This window comes from Streptomyces sp. NPDC093984, from assembly GCF_044764595.1.
GTDB classification, from domain to species: Bacteria; Actinomycetota; Actinomycetes; order Streptomycetales; family Streptomycetaceae; genus Streptomyces; species Streptomyces cynarae.
Genome location: NZ_JBIWIM010000011.1, coordinates 151,458 through 176,458 on the forward strand (window position 1 = coordinate 151,458; position 25,001 = coordinate 176,458).

At 71.4% G+C, this 25,001-nt stretch carries 24 protein-coding genes, 1 tRNA gene and 1 pseudogene; 7 read left to right on the top strand and 19 right to left on the bottom strand.

The features are described 5' to 3' along the window. Positions 1 to 25: 25 nt before the first annotated feature. From ACIRC0_RS31260 to ACIRC0_RS31285, 6 genes are all read right to left on the bottom strand, one after another. A complete protein-coding gene (locus ACIRC0_RS31260; RefSeq protein WP_103842944.1) occupies positions 26 to 307 on the bottom strand; it encodes a DUF1876 domain-containing protein in 282 nt (93 codons plus the stop codon). Between the two features lie 89 nt (positions 308 to 396). Then, positions 397 to 1,344 carry an NAD(P)-dependent oxidoreductase gene (locus ACIRC0_RS31265; RefSeq protein ID WP_403622731.1) on the bottom strand — a complete coding sequence of 316 codons (948 nt, stop codon included), beginning with the start codon at positions 1,342 to 1,344 and terminating at the stop codon, positions 397 to 399. Positions 1,345 to 1,362: 18 nt separating this feature from the next. Continuing rightward, positions 1,363 to 2,208 carry an EamA family transporter gene (locus tag ACIRC0_RS31270; protein WP_403622734.1) on the bottom strand — a complete coding sequence of 282 codons (846 nt, stop codon included), beginning with the start codon at positions 2,206 to 2,208 and terminating at the stop codon, positions 1,363 to 1,365. Then, on the bottom strand, positions 2,205 to 2,750 hold the full coding sequence (locus ACIRC0_RS31275; protein WP_403622737.1) for a YbaK/EbsC family protein: 546 nt from the start codon (positions 2,748 to 2,750) through the stop codon (positions 2,205 to 2,207). The genes ACIRC0_RS31270 and ACIRC0_RS31275 overlap by 4 nt, the downstream gene beginning before the upstream one ends. A gap of 102 nt (positions 2,751 to 2,852) precedes the next feature. Beyond that, positions 2,853 to 5,090 carry an MMPL family transporter gene (locus ACIRC0_RS31280; RefSeq protein WP_403622740.1) on the bottom strand — a complete coding sequence of 746 codons (2,238 nt, stop codon included), beginning with the start codon at positions 5,088 to 5,090 and terminating at the stop codon, positions 2,853 to 2,855. Between the two features lie 100 nt (positions 5,091 to 5,190). After that, complete coding sequence (locus ACIRC0_RS31285; protein ID WP_403622743.1) at positions 5,191 to 5,790, bottom strand: TetR/AcrR family transcriptional regulator; 600 nt, start codon at positions 5,788 to 5,790, stop codon at positions 5,191 to 5,193. A gap of 212 nt (positions 5,791 to 6,002) precedes the next feature. Here ACIRC0_RS31285 and ACIRC0_RS31290 point away from each other — a divergent pair, with 212 nt between their 5' ends. Next, positions 6,003 to 9,383 (top strand): S41 family peptidase, encoded by a 3,381-nt coding sequence (locus ACIRC0_RS31290; RefSeq protein WP_403622746.1) that lies wholly within the window; start codon positions 6,003 to 6,005, stop codon positions 9,381 to 9,383. Positions 9,384 to 9,542: 159 nt separating this feature from the next. Here ACIRC0_RS31290 and ACIRC0_RS31295 read toward each other — a convergent pair whose 3' ends face one another. The 4 genes from ACIRC0_RS31295 to ACIRC0_RS31310 form a co-directional block, all read right to left on the bottom strand. Continuing rightward, a complete protein-coding gene (locus ACIRC0_RS31295; protein WP_403622749.1) occupies positions 9,543 to 9,737 on the bottom strand; it encodes a hypothetical protein in 195 nt (64 codons plus the stop codon). A gap of 76 nt (positions 9,738 to 9,813) precedes the next feature. Further along, entirely contained in the window at positions 9,814 to 10,698 is an 885-nt protein-coding gene (locus ACIRC0_RS31300) for an SDR family oxidoreductase (protein WP_403622752.1), read from the bottom strand. After that, positions 10,695 to 11,630 carry an alpha/beta fold hydrolase gene (locus ACIRC0_RS31305; protein WP_403622755.1) on the bottom strand — a complete coding sequence of 312 codons (936 nt, stop codon included), beginning with the start codon at positions 11,628 to 11,630 and terminating at the stop codon, positions 10,695 to 10,697. Before ACIRC0_RS31305 ends, ACIRC0_RS31300 begins: the two co-directional genes overlap by 4 nt. Then, positions 11,627 to 13,144 carry a flavin-containing monooxygenase gene (locus ACIRC0_RS31310; RefSeq protein ID WP_403622758.1) on the bottom strand — a complete coding sequence of 506 codons (1,518 nt, stop codon included), beginning with the start codon at positions 13,142 to 13,144 and terminating at the stop codon, positions 11,627 to 11,629. Before ACIRC0_RS31310 ends, ACIRC0_RS31305 begins: the two co-directional genes overlap by 4 nt. Before the next feature lie 130 nt (positions 13,145 to 13,274). Between ACIRC0_RS31310 and ACIRC0_RS31315 the strand changes: the two genes are divergently transcribed. Beyond that, a complete protein-coding gene (locus tag ACIRC0_RS31315; protein ID WP_403622761.1) occupies positions 13,275 to 13,937 on the top strand; it encodes a MerR family transcriptional regulator in 663 nt (220 codons plus the stop codon). Here the strand turns inward: ACIRC0_RS31315 and ACIRC0_RS31320 are convergent. Then, positions 13,925 to 14,719: an exodeoxyribonuclease III gene (locus tag ACIRC0_RS31320; protein ID WP_403623026.1), complete on the bottom strand. Its 795-nt coding sequence runs from the start codon at positions 14,717 to 14,719 to the stop codon at positions 13,925 to 13,927. The genes ACIRC0_RS31315 and ACIRC0_RS31320 overlap by 13 nt on opposite strands. Positions 14,720 to 14,796: 77 nt before the next feature. On the opposite strand from ACIRC0_RS31320, the gene ACIRC0_RS31325 reads away from it, so the two are divergent. After that, entirely contained in the window at positions 14,797 to 15,273 is a 477-nt protein-coding gene (locus ACIRC0_RS31325) for a GNAT family N-acetyltransferase (RefSeq protein ID WP_403622764.1), read from the top strand. A 15-nt stretch (positions 15,274 to 15,288) separates the two neighbouring features. Here the strand turns inward: ACIRC0_RS31325 and ACIRC0_RS31330 are convergent, their stop codons facing one another. Beyond that, a complete protein-coding gene (locus ACIRC0_RS31330) occupies positions 15,289 to 16,428 on the bottom strand; it encodes a hypothetical protein (protein WP_403622767.1) in 1,140 nt (379 codons plus the stop codon). Positions 16,429 to 16,547: 119 nt separating this feature from the next. On the opposite strand from ACIRC0_RS31330, the gene ACIRC0_RS31335 reads away from it, so the two are divergent. Beyond that, positions 16,548 to 16,700: a hypothetical protein gene (locus tag ACIRC0_RS31335; protein WP_403622770.1), complete on the top strand. Its 153-nt coding sequence runs from the start codon at positions 16,548 to 16,550 to the stop codon at positions 16,698 to 16,700. An 872-nt stretch (positions 16,701 to 17,572) separates the two neighbouring features. Here the strand turns inward: ACIRC0_RS31335 and ACIRC0_RS31340 are convergent. Further along, complete coding sequence (locus tag ACIRC0_RS31340; protein ID WP_403622772.1) at positions 17,573 to 18,781, bottom strand: MFS transporter; 1,209 nt, start codon at positions 18,779 to 18,781, stop codon at positions 17,573 to 17,575. Positions 18,782 to 18,986: 205 nt separating this feature from the next. Between ACIRC0_RS31340 and ACIRC0_RS31345 the strand changes: the two genes are divergently transcribed. Next, positions 18,987 to 19,361, top strand: a complete 375-nt coding sequence (locus tag ACIRC0_RS31345) for an ArsR/SmtB family transcription factor (protein WP_403622775.1) — start codon at positions 18,987 to 18,989, stop codon at positions 19,359 to 19,361. 216 nt (positions 19,362 to 19,577) lie between these two features. On the opposite strand, the gene ACIRC0_RS31350 is transcribed toward ACIRC0_RS31345, so the two are convergent. Continuing rightward, positions 19,578 to 19,925 carry a hypothetical protein gene (locus tag ACIRC0_RS31350; RefSeq protein WP_403622778.1) on the bottom strand — a complete coding sequence of 116 codons (348 nt, stop codon included), beginning with the start codon at positions 19,923 to 19,925 and terminating at the stop codon, positions 19,578 to 19,580. A 26-nt stretch (positions 19,926 to 19,951) separates the two neighbouring features. Here ACIRC0_RS31350 and ACIRC0_RS31355 point away from each other — a divergent pair. Next, a pseudogene (locus ACIRC0_RS31355) lies at positions 19,952 to 20,551 on the top strand (ScbA/BarX family gamma-butyrolactone biosynthesis protein); the annotation flags it as partial. Positions 20,552 to 20,588: 37 nt separating this feature from the next. Then, complete coding sequence (locus ACIRC0_RS31360; protein WP_403622781.1) at positions 20,589 to 21,518, top strand: NAD-dependent epimerase/dehydratase family protein; 930 nt, start codon at positions 20,589 to 20,591, stop codon at positions 21,516 to 21,518. An 88-nt stretch (positions 21,519 to 21,606) separates the two neighbouring features. Here ACIRC0_RS31360 and ACIRC0_RS31365 read toward each other — a convergent pair. From ACIRC0_RS31365 to moaC, 5 genes are all read right to left on the bottom strand, one after another. Next, positions 21,607 to 21,680: transfer RNA gene (locus ACIRC0_RS31365), tRNA-Ala, on the bottom strand. Between the two features lie 252 nt (positions 21,681 to 21,932). After that, positions 21,933 to 23,114, bottom strand: coding sequence for a gephyrin-like molybdotransferase receptor GlpR (gene glpR / locus ACIRC0_RS31370; protein ID WP_403622785.1), 1,182 nt, complete (start codon positions 23,112 to 23,114; stop codon positions 21,933 to 21,935). A gap of 184 nt (positions 23,115 to 23,298) precedes the next feature. Then, the gene (locus ACIRC0_RS31375) at positions 23,299 to 23,910 is read right to left on the bottom strand and encodes a GNAT family N-acetyltransferase (RefSeq protein WP_403623029.1); all 612 of its coding nucleotides are present in this window, start codon (positions 23,908 to 23,910) and stop codon (positions 23,299 to 23,301) included. Between the two features lie 23 nt (positions 23,911 to 23,933). Continuing rightward, complete coding sequence (locus ACIRC0_RS31380; protein ID WP_403622788.1) at positions 23,934 to 24,515, bottom strand: molybdenum cofactor biosynthesis protein B; 582 nt, start codon at positions 24,513 to 24,515, stop codon at positions 23,934 to 23,936. Then, entirely contained in the window at positions 24,512 to 24,991 is a 480-nt protein-coding gene (gene moaC, locus ACIRC0_RS31385; RefSeq protein WP_200420720.1) for a cyclic pyranopterin monophosphate synthase MoaC, read from the bottom strand. The genes ACIRC0_RS31380 and moaC overlap by 4 nt, the downstream gene beginning before the upstream one ends. Positions 24,992 to 25,001 lie beyond the last annotated feature (10 nt).

Sequence of the window (25,001 nt, forward strand, 5' to 3'; positions counted from 1 at the left end):
TCGCTGTTCGATCTCACTGCGGGTGTCAGTGGAACGTCAGCGGATGCGACGTCCTCCCCGACGCCTCGTCGATCTCGTCGTGCGCCTTGGTGAGCAACTGCATCGCCAGCTCGTTCAGCGCACGCGCCCCCGCGATCTCCTCACCGACGCGCGGCTGATTCGCGTCCGAGCGGTGGCGGCTGGCGTACCCGCGTGCCCGGACCTCCTTGCCGTCGGGCAGCCGGACGAGCGCCGCCGCCCGCGTCCGCTGATCGTCCTCCTCGAACTCGAGTTCCACATGCCATCCGACTGCGGTGTGCATAGCCATGACGATCACCTCCGGAACCGCTGATTCCAGGGTGCTCCTCCTCGTCCCCCGATGCACGGCGCGCGCACCTCGGGAATCCTCCGGAACCTTCAGGAACCGGACTTCTCGTCGAAGCTGGCGAAGTACGCGGCGGCCATGTCCTCGTCGGCGTGGCCCTGGGCGGCGGCGCGGGCGAGGCGTTCGGCGGTCGCGGCGGCCACGTCGAGGCGGACGCCGTGCTCCTCCCCCGCCCGGACGATCAGTCGGGCGTCCTTCTCGGCCGTCGCCACGGCGAAACTGGCCGGGGTCAGCGTGCCGTTCAGGAGGAGGTCGGCCTTGGCGTGCAGGTAGCCCATGTCCAGCGGGCCGCCCGCGATGATGTCGAAGAACTTCTGCGGGTCGACGTCCAGGGCCTTGGCCAGGGCCAGTACCTCGCCGGTCGCGGCGGTGGCGGCGAGGACCCAGCTGTTGGCCACCAGCTTCAGACGGCTGGCGCTGCCCGCCGCACCGTCCTGACCGGTCCACAGCGTGCGGGCGCCGACGGCGTCGAAGACAGGCGTCACCGTCTCCCGCCCCTCGGCGGGCCCGGCGGCGAGGACGGTCAGCTGCCCGGCCTCCGCGGGCTGACGGGTGCCGAGCACGGGGGCGTCGTAGAAGGCCAGGCCGTGCTCCCGGGCGAAGGCGGCCAGCTCGCCCGTGGCCTCGATCCCGGCGGTGGTCGACTGCACCCAGGCGGTGCCGGGGCGCAGGGCGTCGGCGGCCTCCCCCATGACCCGCAGGACGGTGGCGCCGTCGTAGAGCATGGTCAGGACCACGTCGGCGTCCCGCACCGCCTCGGCGGGGGTGCCGGCGACCTGGGCGCCGTCGGAGGCGAGCGGCTCGGCCTTGTCACGGGTGCGGTTCCAGGCGCGGACGGTGTGCCCGGCGCGGGCGATGTTGCGGGCCATCGCGGCGCCCATGATGCCGGTACCGAGGACGCTCACGGTGAGCTTGTCTGTCATGACGTCAACTTCCTGATCCCACGGTGACTGATGCGCTTCCCATGCTCCCCCAGCCAACGAGCGTTCCGTCGTCGCCTAGCCCACGTGCAGCATCAGCCCGATCCCGAGCACCACCAGCCCGGCCGCCGCGATCCGCGGAACGCCGAACCGTTCCTTGAAGAAGACCGCACCGATCGCCGCGCCGACGATGATCGAGGACTCGCGCAGCGCCGCGATGGGAGCCAGCTCCGCCCGGGTCTGGGCCCACAGGACCAGGGCGTACGCCCCCACGGACAGGGCGGACCCCAGCAGTCCGAGGGCGGCGAAGGGTCGCAGTCTGCCGTGGAGTTCACCGCGCCACCGGTACGCGGCGTACGCGGGGATCACCACCCCCTGCACGGCCATCAGCCAGGCGATGTACCCGAACGACGACCCCGACGCCCGCACGCCCAGCCCGTCCACCACGGTGTACGCCGCGATCGTCAGACCCGTCGCGAGGGCCGCGACGATGGCCGCCCAGTTCGGCCGGCGCCCGCGCAGCCCCCACAGCGCGACCCCGGTCAGCCCCGCGCACGAGACGGCGACACCCGCCGCCGCCCAGCCGTCCGGCACCTCGTGGGCGAACACCGCCGCCAGCACGGTGACGACGAGGGGCGCGGTGCCGCGGGCGATCGGGTAGGCCTGCCCGAAGTCGCCGAGCCGGAAGGAGCGCATGAGCAGCGCGTAGTAGGCGATGTGGATGGCGGCGGAGATGAAGAGGTACGGCCATGCACGCGCCGCCGGAAACGCCGTGGCCGGAGCCATCAACAGCCCGATGAGCACGCCGCCGCCCGAGATCAGCGTGAAGCCGACCAGCTTGTCGGTGATGCGGTGGGCGATGGCGTTCCAGCTGGCGTGCGTGACGGCGGCGAGCAGCACCGCCACGGTGACGGCGGGCGTCACGAGGTCTGCTCGCGCACGTCCACCAGGATGCCGCCCGCGTGGGCGATCAGTGACTTCGGGTCCATCGGGAACACCGTGTGGGGGGTGCCGGCGGCGGCCCACACGATGTCGTGGTCGAGCAGCGCACGGTCGGCGAGGACACGGGTCTTCACGCGATGTCCGAAGGGCGGCACACCGCCGATCGCGTACCCGGTGGCCTCACGTACGACATCGGGCTTGGCCCGGGTGACCTTCTCCGCGCCGAGCTCCTCGCGGACGCGCTCCACGTCCACCCGCGACGCCCCGTCCATGAGGACGAGCACCGGGACGCCTCCCCCAAGCTCTCGGCTCCGCTCGAGCAGGGGGGACCCCCATGCCGCGAAGACCAACGACTTGCAGATCTGCGCGAGTTCGCACCCGATCGCGGCGGCCGCCTCGGCGGCGGTGCGGGTGGCGTCCGGGAAGCGGCGGATTCGCGTGCTCAGTTCACCGAGCCCCAGCTCCTCGAGGGCGGCGGCGAAACGGGGATGGGCTCCGGACTCTCCGCCGGGCGTCGTCGTCATGAACGTCACGCTAGCGGCGGGTGTCCGCCGCGTGCGAGCGACTTACGGGCAGGGCGCCCCACCCACCGGTGAGGCGCCCCGTTCGCGTTCGGGAACCGTCGCTCAGACCCGTACCAGCTCCCTGTCCTGGTCCGGATCCGCGTCCGGGTCCCGGCGATCGGCCGCGTCGGCCGCCGCCCGCAGGCCCTCACCCTCGACGTCCACGTTCGGCAGTGCCCGGTCCAGCCACTTCGGCAGCCACCACGCCCGGCGGCCCAGCAGCGCCAGGACCGCCGGAACCAGCGCCATCCGGACCACGAACGCGTCGAAGAACACCGCGATCGCGAGGCCGAAGCCGATCATCTTGATCATCGACTCGCTGGAGCCGATGAAGCCGGAGAACACCGCGATCATGATGACGGCCGCCGCCGTCACCACCCGCGCACCGTGCCGGAAGCCGGTCACGATCGCCTGGCCGGGGGTCTCCCCGTGGACGTACGCCTCACGCATACGGGTGACGAGGAAGACCTCGTAGTCCATCGCCAGGCCGAACACCACGCCCACCATGAAGATCGGCATCATCGACATGATCGGGCCCGTCTGCTGGACGCCCAGCAGACCGGACAGCCAGCCCCACTGGAACACCGCGACCACCGCGCCGAGCGCCGCAGTCACCGAGAGCAGGAAGCCGAGCGCCGCCTTCAGCGGGACCAGGATCGAGCGGAAGACCACGATCAGGAGGAGGAAGGCGAGGCCGACCACCAGCGCCAGGTAGGGGATCAGCGCGTCGTTGAGCTTCTGCGAGAAGTCGATGTTCATCGCCGTCGTGCCGGTGACCAGCAGCTTGGCGTCCGTCTTCGCCTCCAGCCCGGCGCCGGTGTCCCGGATGCCGTGCACCAGGTCCTCGGTGGTCGTCGAGGACGGCTTGGAGCCGGGGACGACCGTGATCATCGCCGTGTCGCCCGCCTTGTTGTACGTCGCCGGCGTGACCGTCGTGACGTCGTTGAGGCCCTTGATGTCGTCGGTCACCGTCGCGACCGCCGCCTTCGGGTCGTCGCTCGCCTTGGCGTCGACCACCACCATCAGCGGCCCGTTGAAGCCGGGCCCGAAGCCCTCCGACAGCAGGTCGTACGCCCGGCGCTGGGTCGTGGACGTCGGCTGGGAACCGTCGTCCGGCAGGCCGAGTTCCAGCTGGGACGCCGGAACGGCCGCGGCACCGAGGCCGATCACACCCAGCAGCAGGACGGCGACCGGGCGGCGCACGACGAAGCTCGCCCAGCGCGTGCCCATGTTCGGCTTGTCCTTCTTGCCGGCGGCGGCCCGGCCGCCGCCCAGCAGCCTGCTCTTCTCTCCCGCCGGCCTGACCCTGCGGCCCGCGTAGCCGAGCAGCGCCGGGATCATCGTCAGCGCGATCAGGACCGCGACGGCCACGGTGCCGGCCGCCGCGACACCCATCTTCGTCAGCATCGGGATGTTCACGACCGACAGGCCCACCAGCGCGATCACCACGGTCAGGCCCGCGAAGACCACCGCCGAGCCCGCCGTGCCGACCGCCCGGCCCGCCGCCTCCTCGCGCTCACGGCCCTCGGCCAGCTCGGCGCGGTAGCGGGAGACGATGAACAGCGCGTAGTCGATGCCGACCGCGAGGCCGATCATCATCGCCAGCGTGGAGGTCGTGGTGCCGAGGTCCAGCGCGTTCGCCAGCGCCGTGATCGTGGAGACGCCGATGCCGACGCCGATCAGGGCCGTGAGCAGCGGCAGCCCGGCCGCCACCAGCGAACCGAAGGTGATGACGAGGACGACCGCGGCGACCGCGATGCCGATGACCTCGGTCGAGCCCGTCTCCGGCGCGGCCTGGAGCGCGTCACCGCCGACCTCGACGGTGAGCCCGGCGTCCCGCGCGCCCTGCGCGGCCTGCTTCAGGGCGTCCTTGGAGGAGTCCTTCAGCTCCATCCCGGAGACCTTGTACTTCACCTGCGCGTACGCGATCGTGCCGTTCTTGCTGACGGCGTGCGCGGTGAACGGGTCGGCGACGGAGACCACTTCGGAGCCGGAGCGCAGCTCCCTGACGGTCTTCTCGACGGCCGCCTTGTTGTCCTTGGCCGTCACCTTCTGCCCGCCGGGAGCCTTGAAGACGACACGGGCGGTCGCCCCGTCGGCGCTCATCCCCGGGAAGCGCTGTTCGAGCAGGTCGAAGGCCTTCTGGGCCTCGGTGCCCGGGATGGAGAAGGAGGAGGAGCCCGCCGCCGGGGCGCCGGCGGCGCCGACGCCCGCGAGCGTCAGCAGCGCCACCCAGATCAGGGCGACGAAGTGCCGTCGCCGGAAGGCGAGACGGCCGAGTTTGTAGAGAAAAGTGGCCACGAGGGCGTACTCCCGGTCAGTCGTGGGGTTTTCAGGGCAGGGGTGATCAGCCCGACGACGTGAGCGGTGACGTCAGGTGGGGGCCTAGCTCGGGGACGGGTCAGGTGGTGGGCGCGCCGAGGGCGGGGAGGACCACGGCGTCGATGTACGAGCGCAGGAACGCCTGGGTGGGCGGCTGGTTGTCGATGAGGGCGCGCGTGGCGAAGGCGCCGATCAACATGTGCACCACGAACTGCAGAGCCGGGTTGTCGGCACGGATCTCCCCGCGGTCGACGGCCCGCTGCAGCACGCGCCGGAACTCTTCCCTCTCCGGTTCGATGAGGTGCTCCCGGAACGCCCGCTGAAGGTCGGGGTTGGTGTGCGTCGCCATGGCCAGACCCCGCATCAGGGCGTGGTTCTGCTCCATGGTGCAGTCGTCCTGGTGTGCCGTGAGGGCGTGGAAGTCGCCCCGCAGGGACCCGGTGTCGACGTCGTCGAAGCGGCTCGGCTTGCCGTGCCGGATCGCTCGCGCCACCAGCTCGGCCTTGCTGCCCCACTGGCGGTAGAGGGTCGCCTTGCTGGACCGGGTGCGGGCTGCCACGGCGTCCATCGTCAGGGCGTCGTAGCCGACTTCACGGAGCAGGTCGAGCACGGCCTCGTACAACTCGGCCTCGCGCTCGGGGGTGATCCGACTACGACGTCCTGTCGCGACATCGGTCATGCGACTCACCTCTCCTGCTCGGTGCTTCCCGCCTCCCGCCCGGAGCGGCAGGGCTCCGAACGAGACTGTTTCGTACGCCATGACGATACCCCGGCAGCCAAGCGAAACGAAACGGTTTCGTACGTGTTCTGGGTCACGCGGCTGTCGACGCCCTCGCCGACACGCCCTCCCTACGAGTTGCCGCGCCCCGTCGCCGGACAAAGCATGGGTAGGTGAATGAAGCGCGCGACGAGTACGAGAACGAGAAGGCACCCGGCTACCTCCGCTTCCCTCACCTGCACGGCGACCGCCTGTGCTTCGCCGCAGAGGACGACCTGTGGACGGCTCCGCTGGACGGGTCCGGCCGTGCCTGGCGGCTCACCGTGGACCGTACGAAGATCGGGCATCCCCGCTTCTCGCCGGACGGCCGGTTCATCGCGTACACGAGCTGGCGCAGCCTGTTCCCGGAGATCCATCTGACACCGGTGGACGGCGGCCCCGGCCGGCGGCTGACCTACTGGGGCAGCGTCGACACCCGGGTGTGCGGCTGGACTCCGGAGGGCGACCTCCTCGCCGTCGCCTCGCACGGCGAGCCCTTCTCCCACTACACCTTCGCCTACAAGGTCCCGACCGACGGCGACCCCGGCGGCAAACTGCCCTGGGGCCCGGTCTCCGACATAGCGGTGGCCGACATCGACGGCGAACGCAGAACGCTGCTGCTCACCGGCACACCCCCGCACGAACCGGCCTCCTGGAAGCGCTACCGCGGCGGCGCCATGGGCCGGCTGTGGCTGCACGGGCAGCGGCTGCTCGCCGACCTCGAGGGCCACCTCGACTCGCCGATGTTCGTCGGCGGGCGGATCGCGTTCCTCTCCGACCACGAGGGCATCGGCAACCTGTACTCGTGCGCGTACGACGGCTCCGACCTGCGCCGTCACACCGACCACGACAGCTTCTACGCCCGCCACGCCGCGAGCGACGGCACGCGGGTGGTGTACCAGTGCGCGGGCGACCTGTGGATCGTCGACGACCTGTCCCCCGACTCGATCCCGCGCCGCCTGGACGTGCGCCTGGGCGGGCCGCGGGCCGGGCGCCGCAAGTACCAGGTGCCGGCGGCGCAGCATGTGGACGGGATCTCGGTGGACGAGACCGGGCGGGCGAGCGCCGTGGTCGTCCGCGGCAGCCTGTACTGGCTCACGCACCGGGACGGCCCCGCGCGCACGATCACGGACACTCCCGGGGTGCGCATCCGGCTGCCGGAGATGCTGGGCGCCGGCGGGCAGATCGCGTACGTCACGGACGCCGAGGGCGAGGACGCCATCGAGATCGCGTACCTGCCGCGGGCCTCCGGCGACCGCGGGCCGCGCCGGCTGGCCTCCGGTCGACTGGGACGCGTCCTGGAGATGGTGGCGGATCCCCAGGGCGAACGGCTCGCGATCGCCTCGAACGACGGACGGCTGCTGCTCGTCACCGTGGCCGACGAGGAGTCCGGCGGCGAGGAGCCGCAGGGCGCGGAGTCCGGCAGCCAGGAGCCCGGCGGCGAGAAGCCGCAAGGCGCGGAGTCCGGCGGCGAGAAGCCCGGCGGCGAAGAGCCGGAGGGCGCGGTCACGGAGTTGGTCCGCTCGGACAACGGGCCGGTACGGGACCTGGCGTTCTCCCCGGACGGCGCGTGGCTGACGTGGTCGCATCCGGGGATCGGCCGGTCGCTGAGGCAGATCAGGATGGCCCGCACAAAGGACCGGCTGATCGTCGACGTCACCAACGGCCGCTTCGAGGACGAGAACCCGGTGTTCACTCGGGACGGCCGCTACCTGGCGTTCCTGTCCTGGCGCGGCTTCGACCCCGTGTACGACGTGCACACCGGCGACCTGTCCTTCCCCCTCGGCTGCCGCCCGTACCTGGTCCCGCTGTCCTCCGCGACCCCCTCCCCCTTCGCCCTGAACCCGGAGGGACGGCCCGCGGCCGGCGGTCTCGACCCGGCGGAGGACGAGGAGGAGGGCGGCGGCGTGGTGACCGTCGAGGTCGAGGGGCTGGAGAACCGGGTGACGCCGTTCCCGGTCACGGCCTCGAAGTACTCGGAGCTGCGTCCCGTCGCGGGCGGCGGCCTGGTGTGGCTGCGCTGGCCGATCTCGGGCGCACTCGGCGAGACCTTCGTCAACCCGGACGACGTCTCCGGCCGCCCCACCCTGGAGCACTTCAACCTCAGCAAGGCGAAGAAGTCCGAACTGGTCGGCCATCTGGACTGGTTCGCGGTGAGCGGGGACGGAACGCGGCTGGTGGTCGTCGACGAGGGCGACCTGCGGGCAGTGCCGTCGACCGAGGCAGGCGACTCCGACACGACGGTGTGGATCGACGCACGCCGGATCATGCACGAGGTGGACCCGGGCGCGGAGTGGCGGCAGGCGTACGCCGAGGCGGGCCGGCTCATCCGGGCCTACTTCTGGGAACCGGACATGTGCGGGATCGACTGGGACGCGATCCTGGAGCAGTACCGCCCGCTGGTCGAACGGGTCGCCTCCCCGGACGAGTTCGCGGATCTGCTGCGTGAGGTGCTGGGCGAGCTGGGCACCTCGCACGCGTACGTGGCGGCGGCCCGGCGCAACGAGGGCCCGCCGCACTACCAGCGCTACCAGGGCCTGCTGGGCGCCAACTTCGTGCGCCGCGACGGGCGCTGGGTGGTGAGGCGGATCCTGCCGGGCGAGTCCTCGGACTCCAAGGCGCGCTCTCCCCTCGCGGGCACCGGCATCCGCGAGGGCACCGTGCTGACCCATGTGGACGGGCGGCCGGTGGACCCGGTGGCGGGACCGTATCCGCTGCTGGCCGGGGCGGGCGGTACGACGGTGGAGCTGACGTTCCTGCCCGCCGACGGGGAGGGCGGACCCCGTCGTGTGGCCGTGGTGCCGCTGATCGACGAGCGGCCGCTGCGCTACCAGGACTGGGTCGCCAAGCGCCGCGCGGTCGTACGGGAGCTGAGCGGCGGCCGCTGCGGGTACCTGCACATCCCGGACATGGGCGGCTCCGGCTGGGCGCAGTTCAACCGGGACCTCAGGAAGGAGGTCTCGCGGCCGGCGCTCATCGTGGACGTACGGGGCAACGCGGGCGGTCACATCAGCGAACTCGTCATCGAGAAGCTGACGCGCACCATCCTGGGCTGGGACCTGACACGCAACGCCCAGCCGGTGTCGTACACCTCGAACGCCCCGCGCGGACCGGTCGTGGCCCTCGCCGACGAGGCGACGTCCTCCGACGGTGACATGATCACGGCCGCGTTCAAACTGCTGAAGCTCGGCCCGGTGGTGGGCCTGCGCACCTGGGGCGGCGTGGTCGGCATGACGGGCCGTCATCGCCTGGGCGACGGCACGGTGATCACGGTGCCGATGAACGCGGCGTGGTTCGACGCGTACGGGTGGTCGGTGGAGAACCGCGGTGTCACCCCGGACTTGGAGATCGAACGCACCCCCGTGGACTGGGCGGAGGGCCGCCACAGGCAACTGGCGGACGCGGTCGAAGTGGCCCTGAACCTCCTGGACACCCAGCCGGCGGCGACCCCACCGGACTACAGCCAGGTCCCGAACAGAACCCGCCCGAAACTCCCCCCGAGGCCAACGGGCTGATCCCGCTGCCGCATTGCCGCTACCGCTGCGGGCAGCCGTTCCGCCACCGCTGCGGGCAGTCGTTCCGCAAGGCGATGGGGGAGCCCCGACGGCACGCAAAAGTGGGGCGCCCTCAAAGCAAAGGGCGCCCCACTCATCGCTGCTGAAACCGGCCGCAGGTTACCGCTCGCGGTCCTGGTCGAAGCGGTCCTCCGCTTCCTCCTGCATCCGCTGCTCGTCTTCCCGCGTCTGCTGGCCCCGCTGCTGACCCCGCTGCTGAGCCTGCTGGCCGCGCTGCTGCGCCTGCTGCTTGGCCTGCTCCATCTTCTGCTTGGCCTGCTGCTTGATCTGCTCGGACTTGTCCTTCATGCCCATGTGGGTTCACTCCCGAAGTACGTGAGGGGATCGGGCTCGACCAGACTGACACGCAGGAACAAAGCACGCATTTCGATCAGTTACTCAGCGTACTCCGCCGCTGCTCATCGGCCTGGCCACCGGCCCCGACGAGCCCCGTGCGCACCTCCTTGAGCCGCGGCTCGAACCGCCGCATCTCCCGCTGCCCCACGGTCGCGATGATCCCCGGCAGATACCCCCGCACCGCCTGCATCCCGCGCAGCCACCCCTGCCCGTACACATGGCTCGACCGCCGCTCGATCCCGGCCACCAGCCGGTCCACCGCGGGCCCGAGCGGATACGTCTTGCTGGACGGCCACGGCAGCCGCTGCCGCAGCTCCCGCATCACCTCGTCCTGGTCGGCGCCCCGCACCATGTCCGTGTCGGTCCAGGACAGATACCCGACCCCGACACGTACGCCCCGGTGCGCGACCTCGGCGCGCAGACTGTGCGCGTACGCCTCCACGCCCGACTTGGACGCGCAGTACGCCGTCATCATCGGCGCCGGCGTGATCGCCGCGAGCGAGGCGATCTGGAGGAGATAGCCCCGGCTCGCGATCAGCGCCGGCAGGAAGGCGCGGGCCGTCACCGCCGAGCCGATCAGATTGACCTCGATCACCCGCCGCCACGCCTCGGCGTCGGACTCGGTGAACGGCCCACCGTTGGCCACACCGGCGTTGGCGACCACGATGTCGACCTTCCCGAACCGCTGCTCGACCTCCCGCGCGACGCGCGTCATCGCCTCCTGGTCGGTGACGTCGGCGTACCAGTGCCCGCCGTCCCCGTACAGCTGCTCCGCGACCCGCTTGAGGGCGTCCGCCTCCAGGCCGACCAGCGCGACCGTGGCCCCGCGCGCCGACAGCTTGCGGGCCAGCAGTTCGCCGACGCCCCGCGCGGCGCCGGTGACGACCGCGACCTGCCCCTCGAGGCTCACCCTGCTCATGCGCCCTCCTTGACCGGCTCGTTCGGTGTGTCCGCCGCGTACGCGGTGACGAGTTCGCGGATCTTCCCGGTGACCAGCTCCGGTGCCTCCACGGGTGTCATATGGCCGAGCCCCGGCAGCTCCGTGCCGCCCACGCAATGCGGCAGCGCGGCGACCAGCGCCCGCGCGTGCGCCGGCGGGGTCAGCCGGTCGGCGGTGCCGACCACGACGGCCGTCGGTGCGGTCAACTCCCGTACGGCGTCCTCGAGATCGAGCCGTTCGAGCACGCGAGACCAGGCGTGGCGCACCTCGCGCGGACAGGCGTGCACCACCCGCGCGCACGCCTCCACCATGGCCGGCGTCGAAGCCGCGCCCATGGTGGCGTACTTGAGGATGCGCCGCGCCACCGGTGTGACCGGCCCGAGCGGGGCGCGCGAGCCGAGGACGCGTGCGGTGAGCCACGTGCGCAGGCGCCCGGCGCGCATCGGCAGCACCAGCGACTCGGCCACCAGGCGCCCGCTGCCCGTACTGCACAACAGGACGGCCGCCGCGTGCGCCCGGAAGCGGGGGCGCGCGGCGGCGGCCAGCACCGTCATCCCGCCCATGGAGTGCCCCACCACCACGGCCCTCTCGCCCGGCGCGAGTGTGGCGGCGAGCACCGCTTCCAGATCGTCGGCGAGCGCCTCGGTGGAGCAGATGGGGCTCGTGGGGCTGCGCCCGTGCCCCCGCTGGTCGTAGGCGATCACCCGGTGGTCGGCGGCGAGGTCCCGGATCTGGGCCGCCCAGAAGGCGGTCGAGCAGGTCCAGCCGTGGACGAGGACCACCGGGGGCGCGCCCTCGGGTCCGTGCACCTCGACATGCAACCGGGCGCCGTCGGCGGAGAGGACCGTCAGCTCACGGTCCGCGGCCGGGGGCGCGTAGGGGCCCGTGGCCACCGGCGTCGGGCGCCTCATGCGCCGGCCTCCACGCGCTCCCCGGCCTGCGCGCTCCGCTGGGCGGGGGCCCTCAGCACGTCGTACTCCGCGAGGTTCACGCGCCGCGTCGCCGCACGGAACTCCGTCGTCGTACCGGGCCAGATGGTGGTGTTGCGGCCGTCCGCGTCGAGGTACCAACTGGTGCAGCCGCCGGTGTTCCACACGGTGCGTTTCATACGTTCCTGCACCTTGTGGTTCCAGGCCGCGACGGCGCTCGGGCGGGCGTCGAGCGCGACCCGGCCGCCCAGAACCCCCAACTGCCGCAGGAAGTCGGTCATGTAGTTCAGCTGGGCCTCGATCACCAGGATCATCGAGGAGTTCCCGAGCCCGGTGTTGGGCCCGATGATCGTCATCCAGTTGGGGAACCCGGCGGCCGATGCCCCACGCAGGGCCTGCATCCCGCCCTTCCAGGTCTCCGCGAGCGTCCTGCCGTCGACGCCGACGACCCGCTCGGCGATCGGCATGTCCGTCACATGGAACCCGGTGCCGAAGACGATCGCGTCGACCTCGGCCTCGGTGCCGTCCGCGGCGACGACCGTCCGGCCGCGGACCTCGGCGAGCCCGCTCGCGACGACGTCCACATTCGGCTGCGCGAGGGCCGGGTAGTAGTCGCTGGAGAGCAGGATCCGCTTGCAGCCGATGCGGTAGTCGGGGGTCAGCCTGGCGCGCAGGGCCGGGTCCTTGACGGCGCGGGCCATGTTGGCCTTGGCCAGCCGCTCGACGAGGCCCAGCTCGTTCGGGTGCCTGGTGAACGCCTGGATCTGCAACTCCCGTATCCCCCACAGCAGTCCGCGTCGCAGCCGCGCGGTGGCGGGCAGCGCGCGGTGCAGTGCCCGCTCCGGGCCGCTGATCGCGCGGTCGACGCGGGGCAGCACCCACGGCGGGGTGCGCTGGAAGAGGACCAGTTTCGCGACGTCGGGCTGGATGGCCGGCACGATCTGGATCGCGGAGGCCCCGGTGCCGACCATGGCGACCCGCTTGCCGCGCAGGTCCTGGTCGTGGTCCCAGCGGGCGGAGTGGAAGACCGCGCCCGGGAAGGAGTCGAGGCCGGGGATGTCCGGGATCTTCGGGTCGGAGAGCGGGCCGGTTGCGGAGACGACGACGTCCGCGGTGAGCGATCCGCTGCTGGTCTCGATCTCCCAGCGCAGCCTCGCGGCATCCCAGGTCATCAGCTTCACCTCGCTGCGGAAGCGGATGTGCGGCCGCAGCCCGAAGACGTCCGCCACATGCTCCAGGTACGCGCGGATGTGCTCCTGACCGGAGAAGGTGCGCGGCCAGTCGGGGTGGGGCGCGAACGAGAAGGAGTAGAGGTGGGAGGGGACGTCGCAGGCGCAGCCCGGGTAGGTGTTGTCGCGCCAGGTGCCGCCGACTGCGTCCGCCCGTTCCAGGACCACGAAGTCGGTGATCCCCTCCCGGCGCAGTCGCACGGCGGCACCGAGCCCGCCGAACCCCGTCCCGATCACCGCCACCCGTACATGCTCGTGCTCGGCCATCCCGCAGCCTCCCGGTCCGCCAGACTCTGCCAGTGAACACTGGCGCAATCGGGAGGGTAGGGCAGCGGCCGTACCGATGGGTAGGGGTGGGACAAGGAAAGTTACCGGCGGTACGACGTAGGGTTCGGGCGTGGCAGGCAACGGGGAGCAGCGCGAGTACCGCATGGAGGAACTGGCGAGGAAGGCCGGCATCACGGTGCGCACCCTGCGCTTCTACCGCGAGCGCAAGCTGATCCACCCGCCGCGCCGCGAGGGCCGTATCGCCTGGTACGACGACACGCACCTGGCCCGGCTGCGTACGATCTCCGCGCTCCTGGAACGCGGCCACACCCTCAGCGGCATCGCGGAACTCGCCGAGGCCTTCGACCACGGCCGCAACGTCGGCGAGTTGCTCGGCCTCGGCGCACCCAGCGAGGAGACCCCGGTCCGGCTCACCCCCGAGGCGCTGGCCGACGTCTTCGGCGACCAGGCCACACCGGAGAACCTCTCCGCCGCACTCGAACTGGGCTACCTCGGCACGGACGGCGGCGAGATCGTGCACGTCAGCCGCCGGCTGCTGGACGTCTCGGCGGCCCTCGTCCGTGAGGGCATCCCACTGGCGGACGTCCTGGCCGCCGCCCGCCGCGTCCGCGAACACGCGGAGGCCCTGGCGGAGGTGTTCAACGACCTGGTGGCCACGGGGGACCGCTCCCCGGAGGACATCAAACGCCTGCGCCCACTGGCGAAGAGCGTGGTGGAGGCGGAACTGTCACTGGCCCTGGACCGGCGCCTGCTGAGGGATCAGAGGTCGTAGACCACCGTCACCGGGGCGTGGTCCGACCAGCGCGCGGTGTGCGTCGCCGCGCGCTCCACGTACGCCTTGACCGCCTTGGCGGCGAGACCCGGCGTGGTGACCTGGTAGTCGATGCGCCATCCCGTGTCATTGTCGAAAGCACGCCCGCGGTAGGACCACCAGGTGTACGGCCCCTCGGTGTCCGGGTGCAGCGCCCGGACCACGTCGACGTACCCGCCGTCCTCGGGTTCGAAGACCCGCCCCAGCCACTCGCGTTCCTCCGGCAGGAACCCGGAGTTCTTCCGGTTGCCGCGCCAGTTCTTCAGGTCGGCCTCGCGGTGGGCGATGTTCCAGTCGCCGCAGACGACGACCTCCCGCCCCTCGGCGGCGGACCGCTCCCGCAACTCCTTGAGGTAGCCGAGGAACTCGGCCATGAACCGGACCTTCTCGTCCTGCCGTTCGGTCCCGACCTCACCCGAGGGCAGGTACAGGCTGGCGACGGTCACACCGGGCAGATCGGCCTCGACGTACCGCCCGCTGCCGTCGAACTCGGCCGACCCGAACCCGATCCGCACCCGGTCGGGCTCGCGCCGCGTGTAGAGCGCCACCCCCGCGCGGCCCTTGGCGGCGGCCGGGGCGTGCACGACGTGCCAGCCGTCGGGCGCCCGGACGCCCTCGGGGATCTGCCCGGGTTCGGCGCGCACCTCCTGCAGGCACAGCACATCGGCGGAGGTACCGTCGAGCCACTCCACGAAGCCCTTCTTCGCGGCGGCACGGATCCCGTTGACGTTCACGCTGGTCACAGTGAGCACCCGGGAACGATACCGGCAGGCGGACACAGTCTCACAGGCGGTATTCGCATAGATGTACGCTTTCCGGCGTGAATATTCGCCGTGCCTCCTTCGACCACCCCGACGCCGTCAAGCTCAACGACCTCGTCCAGGCCGAGTACCACGTTCGCTACGGCGACGGTGGCGACGCCACGTACCTGGACCCGGCGATGTTCGTACCGCCGGCCGGTCTCTACCTGATCGCGTACGACGAGCAGGACCGTCCCGTGGCCACGGGCGGCTGGCGCTCACAGGAGAAGAACCACGAGGGGTACGAGGACGGGGACGCCGAACTCAAGCGGATGTTCGTCATAGAGGAGATGCGCGGCCGGGGCCTGGCGCGCCGCATCCTCGCCGCCCTGGAGGAGGACGCCCGCGCGGCCGGCCGCACCCGCATGGTCCTGGAGACGGGCACCAAGCAGCCGGAGGCGGTGGCCCTGTACACCTCCAGCGGCTACGAGCCGTGCGCGAAGTTCGGCTACTACCGCTTCCACGAAGAGAGCCTGTGCTTCGCGAAGGCGCTGTGAACCGCCGCCGCGGGTTCACCGGGTGTGCCGGTCCACTCCCCTGTCGCCCGGGCGGGGAAAGCGGAAGTTCTTGAACAGGGGGGTCTCCGCCCACCTCGGCCCCCGCAGACGCAGGGCGTAGCTGACGAGGGCGTGGTTCAGCATGTAGAGGCGGTGCTCCTCGCGGCCCCCCTCGGAGAGCCGGTCGATGACCCAGGCGATGGGCGTGGCGCCGCCGTAGGCGTCCCTGGGTTCGAACAGGAGGTGCGAGCAGCCCACCTCACCGAGGACGTTCAGCGCGTACGCGAACGGATAGGGGCGGTTGATCCGGTCGTCGTCGGTGCGGTCCAAGTCCGGGAACCCGTCCACCATCCGGTCCAGCGTCTTGCCGTTGATCAGGTCCAGCCGACCGGTGAGCAGGGCGGTCTGGACGATGTAGGGGTAGGAGATGCCGTGGAGGAAGTAGTTCGCTCCGGGATCGATGTGCACCCACTGGCCGACGATGTCCTCGACGAGGGCGTCCAGGTCCGGCACCTGTTCGTGCAGCCGGCCGAGGTTGTGCAGGGCGATGATGTAGTAGAGGCCCATGTGGGTGCGTTCGACCGGGGTGATGCGGCCCATCAGTTCCCCGGCCTCGGCCAGCCGGTCCCGGCCGTGGGTCAGGTACTCCTCGGGCCGGTCACTCATGGCGATGGCGTTCAGCATGGTCAGGAGCGGATAGATCTTCGGAAAGCTCTCCGACATGGGCTGCGGGAAAGCGGGGGACAGGCTCAGCTCGTCCGCGCGGTCGAGGTAGGAGAGGACTTCCTTCCTGTAGTCCCGGCCCTCGCCGGAGATGAACCGCTCGTAGCCGAGCAGCGAGATCACCGACAGGAGCATGGAGCCGCCGCGACCGCGGAAGAACGGTGCGGGGATCCTCTCCAGCAGGCCCAGCGCCTCGCGGACGTGGTTGCGCCGCCCGACCACCAGCCTGTCCCTCAGACCCAGTTGGCCGAACGCGAGGAAGACGGCGGAGTAGGCGGACAGCTTCTCGTAGTGGCCGTGCCGACCGGCGTTCTCGTCCTTGATCCGGTCCGGCTCGATGGTGTCGGCGACGGCGAGGATCTCCGCCGGGAAATCCGTCTCCGCGTTGACCAGCAGGGCCCGGTCCAGGCCCAGCTTGGCGAAGGCGTCCATCAGGATGCCGCCGGAGAACGTCCGCGAGGCCCTCCGGGGTCCGCGCCTTCACGGCGACCACGTGGAAGGGCTCGGGAACCAGGGGTGACTGCCGGACGGAGTCGTCCAGGTAGGAGGCGATGTTCCGGGCGAACGCCTCGTCGGTGCTCCGGGCGCCGGCGGCCAGGAGCATCAGCGGCGTGAAGGCCTGGGCGATCCTCGCACCGTCGGAGACCGAGAGGGAGCCGCTCGCCACCGCGGCCGTCAGGATGCCGAAACTCTCGCCGGTGTAGGCGATGAAACCGGCGGGGGTTCCGGCTTCGGCGATCCGGTGCCGCAGAAAGGCGTCCAGGGCCAGGCTGTGCACCAGCAGGGCTGCCCCGATGAAGCCCTGCCGCTCCATCGTGCACTCGGGAAGGTTCTCGGGGGCCATGAGGAGGAGGTCGGGCCGGGCGGCGAAACCGAGGGCGCGGGCGGCCTCCCGGTAGATGTCGGTGATCTCCGGGATCCCGGAGTCGAAGAGGGACCGGCCGAGACTCTGGTAGAAGGCCCGGCTGCCGAGACCGGGGAAGAACCCGGCCACGCGGATGCGGTCCCTGGTACTGAGGACGTCCTCCACGAGCGCGGGCCGTCCAAGGGTGTCCGGCGTCGGATCGGCTTGGGAAAGAGAGCGGGACACAGGCATCCCCTCTCGGGTGTTCGGGGCGGAAACGGAAGGCACCTTCGCTCCGTCGAGGTGCGTCACGCGCTCGTCTTCGGGCGCGGCGGGTTCGCGTTCCCGAGGAACGCGCTTCGGGAATTTCGACCGACGCATCGCATCGGGCTCCCATGGAAATTCTTTCGACCCGCCCGACCCGTTTCAACAGACACCGATACAGGGTTTGTCAGACCTCTTCACGCCATGCAAGACAGATATCAAGAATCCTCACGCAAACGTCAGAGGAATCTCAAAAGTGCTTGTCAGAGCCGCATCACAGCCGCATCACAGCCGCATCGGAACGCTCGCCGGACGGATTCCCGCCATCCGACGACGACAACTCTCCATACCCACGGAATGAGAAAAACGAAAAACGGATCCGAGGAACTGAAGGTTCCTCGGATCCGTTTTTCGAGACCTTTGTTCGAGACGTTTCACCCTCGTAGCGGGCGGCGCTCGGCGGCGCTCCTATTGCACGCCGGCTTCGACTTGGTCCGTCCGGCGGGCGGCGGCCGCCGGCGCGGTCCTGGAGGCCGCGGGGGTGCCACCCAGGGATCCTCCCGCCACCACGACGAGTCCGGCGAGGGCGAGCCCGGCTCCGACCCACAGCGGGGAGACGTACCCGTACCCGGCGGCGAGGGCCAGCCCGCCGAGCCAGGCGCCGATCGCGTTGCCGACGTTGAAGGCCGCGATGTTGGCGCCGGAGGCCATGGTGGGCGCGTCGGCGGCGTACTTCATGGTCCGCACCTGAAGGCCGGGCGCCGTCGCGAGGCCGATGGTGCCCATCAGCAGCAGTGAGACAACCGTGGCCACCTTGTTCTCCGCCGTGAGGGCGAAGACGGCCATGACCACCGCGAGGACGGCCATGTTGCCGATCAGAGCGGCGTTGAGGGACTTGTCGGCGGCCTTGCCGCCGATGAAGTTGCCGATGAAGGTGCCCACACCGAACAGAACCAGCAGCCAGGGAACGGTGCTGTTGGAGAACCCGCTGACCTTGGTGAGCGTGAAGGCGATGTAGGTGTAGCCGCCGATGACACCGCCGAAGGCGAGGATGCTGAGCGCGATGGACACCCACACCTGACCGCGGCGGAAGACGGCGAGTTCGCTGCGCAGGTTGGCCTGCGTCGCCGCCGTCGTCTGCGGGACCAGGACCTGGATGCCGACCAGTGTGACCACGCCGATGACCGTGATGGCCCAGAAGGTGGAGCGCCAGCCGAGCTGCTGGCCGAGGAAGGTGCCCAGCGGCACACCGAGCACGTTCGCGGCGGTCAGTCCGCCGAACATGAGCGCGATCGCGCTGGCCTTCTTGTTCTCGGCGACCATGTCCGAGGCGACGACCGCGCCGACACTGAAGAACGCTCCATGACACAGGGCCGCCACGACCCGGCCGACCATCAGCAGCGCGTAGGTGGGAGCGATCGCGGAGATCAGGTTGCCCGCGATGAACAGCACCATCAGGCCGACCAGGACCTTCTTGCGGTCGAAGCGGGAAATGGCCGCGGTCAGCGCGAGGGCGCCGATCGCGACACTGAGCGCGTAACCGGAGACCAGGTACCCGGCGACCGATTCCGAGACATCGAAGTCGCCTGCTACCTCCGGCAGCAGGCCTACGATCCCGAACTCTGTGAGGCCGATGCCGAAGCCCCCCAGCGCCAGGGCGATGAGCCCGATAGGCATGAGAAAAACCCTCCGTTGCAGTGGCATGCGGTACGGGGCGTGCCGTTGCGGAACGCTGACGCATCGAAGTATCGCAGAAAGTCGATGCGTTGTGTCAAGGTGGTCCGGGCGACACCTCACCGGGCGGCCGGCAGCTTACGAATCCGTAACGTATCGCCTATCATCGATGCATCACAGTCGGCCCCGCGTCCGCCCCGGAAGGCTCATGACGACACACGACACGCCCGCGGCAGGGGAGCTCGCGCCCCTGCTCGAACCGCTCAAGGCACTCGCCAACCCTGTGCGACTCCAAGTGCTCCAGTGGCTGCGCGAACCGGAAGACCACTTCCCGGTCAACCCGGCCGTCACCGACCCGCGCGCGGTCGGCGTCTGCGTCAGCCACATCCAGGCCAAGACCGGACTCGCCCAGTCCACGGTCTCCGCCTACATGGCCGTACTCGAACGCGCGGGTCTCGTCCGCTCCACGCGTGTCGGCAAGTGGACCCACTACCGGCGCGACGAAGAACGCATCACCTGGCTCGTCGAGGAACTCGGGCGAAGCGTCGGGGATGTCCACGTGGCTCAGCTCCTCGCCTCCTGACGTGCGACTGCCCACCTCGTGACGTGCGGCCCGGGCCGCGCACGGCCTGAACCACCTCCGCATGGCCCGGACGACAGAGGTCCCGTGCCGCCGACGCCCGGTCGCACCGCCCTGACGGCGACGCGCGCCGACCCGACGCCCTTGGGCCGACGCGGCGTTCGGCGGCACCTGGGTCAGTGCGCCGCCGGCGGCGCGGGCGCCGCGCCCTTCCCTCCCTCAGAGCGATCCGGACACCTCCCTTACCGACGGCCCCTCGGCTTCCGGCAGCGGGAGCGTCCGCAGTCGCGGGAGCATGCCCGGGGCGGCGAGCCCCGGCAGGAGCAGCCGCCACAGCGCGGAGATCCGGGCGGGCAGGTCCCGCCGGTTGCTGTAGGCCTGCGACATCACCTGCAGGCCGGTGAAGGCCCCGACGACGGTTGAGGCCACCTCCTCCAGGTCCATCCCCGGCAGAAGTTCGCCCTGCTTCTCGGCCTGCCCGAGAAGGTCCTTCATCACGGAGACCGACTGGTTGTACGGCGCCTGGGCCGGGAACGAGAAGGACGACTGCTCGACGGCCAGCCGCACGCTGGCCCACCACCTCGGCGTTCACCGTCGACTCCCGCCCGACCGAGGTCGAGTTGCGGACCGTGTGCCACGACATCGTCCGGCGCGGCAGAACCCTCGCCGGTATGCGCTACGACGTCTCCGTCCGGCGCGACGGGGTCCCGGTGGCGACCGGCAGCGCCGGATTCAGCTGCACGAGCCCCGGCGCGCACCGGCGGCTGCGCGGCGGACGCCCCACCACGACCGACCGCCCCCTGCCGACGCCGGTGGACCCCGCCCAGGTGGGGCACACCAACCCGCAGCACGTCCTGCTCGCCGCTCCGGCGGCAGCCGGGGGGAACCGTTGGGAGCTTCGCGTCGACACCGGTCACCCGATCTTCTTCGATCACCCGGTCGACCACGTCCCCGGCATGCTGCTGATCGAGGCCGCCCGGCAGACGGCCCGCGCGGCGACCCGGCAGCCCGGTGCTCTCCTCCTCGCCCTGGAAAGCAAGTTCACGCGCTACGCCGAGCTCGACGCCCCCTGCTGGATGGAGGCCCGCGTCCTACGCCGCGACGCGGGCGGGGACCTCCGCGTCCACGTGCGGGGCACCCAGCAGGGCGAGCAGGTCTTCGCCGCCGAGTTGGTACTGCGCCCGGCGCCCTGACCTGTCGTACCGCTTGAAGGACCTGGAGAGCCGTCTCATGCGCACCGTTCTGATCGCCGGCGCTGCGGGCTTCCTCGGCCGCCATGTCGCCCAGGAAGCCGAGCGGCGGGACGTGACCCTGGCCCTGATGTCGCACCGCCGGCCCGTGCACGCCACGGGGCCCGGTCGTCGCGTCGTGTCCGCCGACCTCGCCGATCCCGACTCGCTGCGCGGCGTGTGCGAGGGCGTGGACGTCCTGCTGCACTGCGCCTCGTACATCGGCACCACACCGGAGGCCAACGAGTCCGTCAACGCCCGGGGAACGCGGAACCTCCTTGCCGAGGCCCACCGCGCCGACGTGCCCCGCATCGTGTACGTGAGCACGGCCTCCGTCTACGGGCGCGGCACCTTTCGGGGCGCCGGCCCCGCACAGCTGGTACGGAATCCGGGATCGCCCACCTCGCTGTCCCGCGCCGCTGCCGAGGACGCCGTCCTCGAGGCGGGTGGGGTGGTCCTACGTCCGCATCTCGTCTACGGCCCGGGGGACACCTGGATGGTCCCGGGCCTGGTGCGTCTCCTGCGGGCCCTGCCCGGCACCGTCGAGGGCTGGACCGCCCGGATATCCGTCATCTCCGTACGGGACCTGGCCCGCCTCGTGGTCGGTTCCGGTCTCGCGCCCGCTGCCGACCTGACGTCGAACACGTACCACGCGACCCACCCGGTGCCGGTCACCTCGGAAACCCTGCTCCGCGCGGCGGCCGCGTGCGCCTTGCTCACCTGGCCGCAGCGGCGGCTCTCGGTGCCACAGGCCCGGGAGCTTCTCGCGGCGGACAGTCAGTCGTCGCGCGCGCTCGACATGCTGAGGACCGACCACTGGTTCGACGGCATGCCGCTGTGGCGCGATCTGCGTCTGGTCCCGAGCCCGGAATTCGCCGCCGACTTCCCCGAGTCAGCGCAGTGGTACCGCCGCACGCTGCTTCCGGCCTGACACTCACGAGGAGTTGGCCCACCTCACCGCCGCACACCGGACACACGGCAAGAGGCCCGCCCCCGAGGGGACGGGCCTCCATGCTGCGTGGACCTGAGGGGATTTGAACCCCTGGCCCCCTCGATGCGAACGAGGTGCGCTACCGGACTGCGCCACAGGCCCTTGCAACGAGTGAAACTCTAGCATCCCCATCGGCTGGTCAGGAAATCCGTTCCCCGGCCGCCCCACCTGCGCGCAATCGTGCCGCCGAAGCTGCCGCCGCTGCGGTCAGTCGTGCCGCTGGGGCGGCACGGGCGGGCGCCGGGCACCCCCTCTGGGAGGCGCTGCGTAAGCGCCGGACTGCGACGTATCCGCGGGCGAGCGCAGCTCCGGGGCGCCGCACGGACACCGGGCACCCGCACCCGGCGCCGTCCCCTACTCGTTCGCGGCCCGCGGCCGCTCCCCCTCCTCGTACTGGTCGAACAGCGGGGTCCGCCCCCGCTCACGCGACCGCCGGGCCGACGCCGCCCGCCGGGCGTCGCTCCGGCCGGAGGCGTCCACGTCGGCGGCTTCCGCCCGCTCCCCCGGCTCCGCCCCCGACGCCGGCTCCGCGCCGCCCGCCGAGGGCGCGGCCTCCGCCGTGCTCGACCGTGCCGAGCTCCACGCGTCCGGCGTCCCGAGGTCGACACTCGGCGTCGCCCGCGGCGCGACCGGCGCGGTCACATACGTCGGCAGCGGTACCGGCACCGGGTCCCAGCTCTCCCCGTGCCCCGGCCTGCGCTGCCGCTCCCGCTGCTGGTCCACCCACTCCGCGTGGTCCGTCTGCTCCACGAGCGCGCGTCGGTCGGCGGCCAGTGCGGACAGCCCGGGGTCGCTCTCCGGGTCGGCGCCGTCCTCCGCCTCCTCCGCCTCGGACTCGACCGGCGGCCGCCGTCTCGGCTGCCGCTCCCGCAACCGCTGCGCCGCCGCCTCGGCCCGTCGCCGGTCCATCGTGTACGTGAACCGCTTCCGCTCCTGCGCCCGCAGGTACGCGATGTACGCGCTGAGCAGCACGGCCGGCACGCCCGGCGCCCACAGGAAGGCGAGGCCCCCGACCGCGGCCACGATCGCGCCGAGCGTGAAGGCGAGGAATAGCATCACGGTCGTCCGCCGCCGGCGCGCGAGCACCTTCGAGCGCCGGGCGCGCGCGATGGCCTCCGCCGAGGTGGCCTTCCGCGCCTGGGGCACCCGTCCGGGGACACCCGGCTCGGCCGCGCGCGGCTCCCCCGGCTCCGTCCGCTCTCCCTGCTCCCGCCGGGGCCGGCCATCCGGCTCCGCCTCCACCCGCGCCCGCGGTTGCCGCTCGGTCGGGGGCATGGCGAAGGACCGGACGTCCACCGATCCGGTGACACCGTCCGGCCGCGCGCCGGGCTCCCCCTCTTCGGCGGAGCGCGCGCGCAGGTCCTTGGCGTATCGGCGCTCCATGCCCGCCCGTCCGGACAGCAGCCGGATGGCGGTGCTGAAGCGTTCCGTCGGACGAGACTCGTTCAGCTCGTCCTGCCTACGGAGCCACATCGGCACCAAGTAGGCGGCCCAGGCCCCGACAATGACTGCGTAGATGAGGCCGCTGCTGCTCACGCCTCACACGGTAGAGGGGTTTGCATGAGGCCATCTGCCAATTGAGCCGGTGTGTCGCACGATCTGGCTGATATTTCGAACTTTTTTTGGGACCGATCCGATCAGCAGACCGACGGGGCCGCTTATTCATTGCCCCCAGACGAACGCGAGACGATCGCCACTCGATCAAATTCGAACGAATTTTTTATTTCCCGGGGTGGCGGTGGCCCTGCCGAGAGCGTGCCCGGTGCCAGCGTGCCAGCAACCCCTCGGGCACCTCCTCCGCGGTGAGCGCGAAGACCAGATGGTCCCGCCAGGCCCCGTCGATGTGCAGATAACGCGGCCGGAGCCCTTCCTCACGGAATCCCAGTTTCTCCACGACCCGGCGGCTCGGACCGTTCTCGGGGCGAATGCAGACCTCGATACGGTGCAGCCCGACGGTGCGGAAGCAGTGGTCGACGACGAGCGCCACGGCCGTCGGCATCACCCCGCGGCCCGCGACACCCTCGTCCACCCAGTAGCCGACGTGCCCGGCGCACATCGAGCCCCAGGTGATCCCGGCCACCGTCAACTGCCCCACCAGGCGCCCCTGGTACTCGATGACGAAGGGCAGCATCCGGCCCGCCCTGGCCTCGCCGCGCAGGTGCCGGACCATCTGCCGGTAGGTCGGCCGGTGCGCTGTCGGGCCGCCGGGCGCGGGCGGCGGAATGGTCGCCTCCCACGGACGCAGCCACTCCCGGTTGCGCCGGTTGACCTCGCGCCAGGCCCGCTGGTCGCGCAGCCGTATCGGCCGGAGGACGACATCGCCGTCCACCAGCTCGACGGGCCAGGATGGGCTGTTCAGCTCGCACCCCCACTCGGTCTGGGGCGGTCCTCGCGGACCGCGGACCCGCCGGCGTCGGCCCGGGGGTGGTCCCCGCCGCGGATTTGGTCGACGGCGTGGACCAACAGGGGCTCCAGGACGGCCAGTCCGTCCCTCACCCCGCCGGTGGACCCCGGCAGGTTGACGATCAGCGTCCCGCCGGCGACTCCGGCCAGTCCCCGGGAGAGCGCCGCCGTGGGAACCTTCTCCCTTCCGAACGCCCTGATGGCCTCGGGAATGCCCGGCACCTCGTAGTCGATCACCGCGCGGGTCGCCTCGGGGGTGCGGTCGGTGGGGGATATGCCGGTGCCCCCGGTGGTCACGATCACGTCGTACCCGGCGCGCGAGCCCGTCCGCAGTGCGTTCTCCACCGGGTCACCGTCCGGGACGACCCACGGGCCGTCGACCGCGAAACCGAAGCGGGTGAGCGCCTCCACGATCAGGGGGCCGCCCTTGTCCTCGTACACGCCCGCGGCCGCGCGGTTCGACGCGGTCACCACCAGGGCCGCGTACGGCGCCGGGAGGGCACCGCCGATCGGCGGTTCGACCGGTGCCGTCATGCCCGGCTCCAGTCGCCCGACTTCCCGCCCGTCTTCTCCTCCACGCGCACGTCCGTGATCACCGCCGCCTTGTCGACCGCCTTGACCATGTCGATCACGGTGAGCGCCGCGACACTGACCGCGGTGAGCGCCTCCATCTCGACACCCGTGCGGTCGGTGGTCTTCACGGTGGCCGTGATCTCCACGGCGTCGTCCGCGACCGACAGATCCAGCTTCACACCCGACACCGCGAGCGGGTGGCACAGGGGGATGAGGTCGGGGGTCCGCTTGGCGCCCATGATGCCCGCGATGCGCGCGGTGGCCAGCGCGTCACCCTTGGGGACGCCCTCGCCGCGCAGCAGCTCGATCACGCGCGGTGAGACCAGCACACGGCCGCTGGCGCGCGCGGTGCGCTCGGTGACGTCCTTCCCGGAGACGTCGACCATGCGGGCCGCCCCCGCGTCATCGATATGGGTCAGTCTGTCCTGCGAACTCATGTGCTGCGGC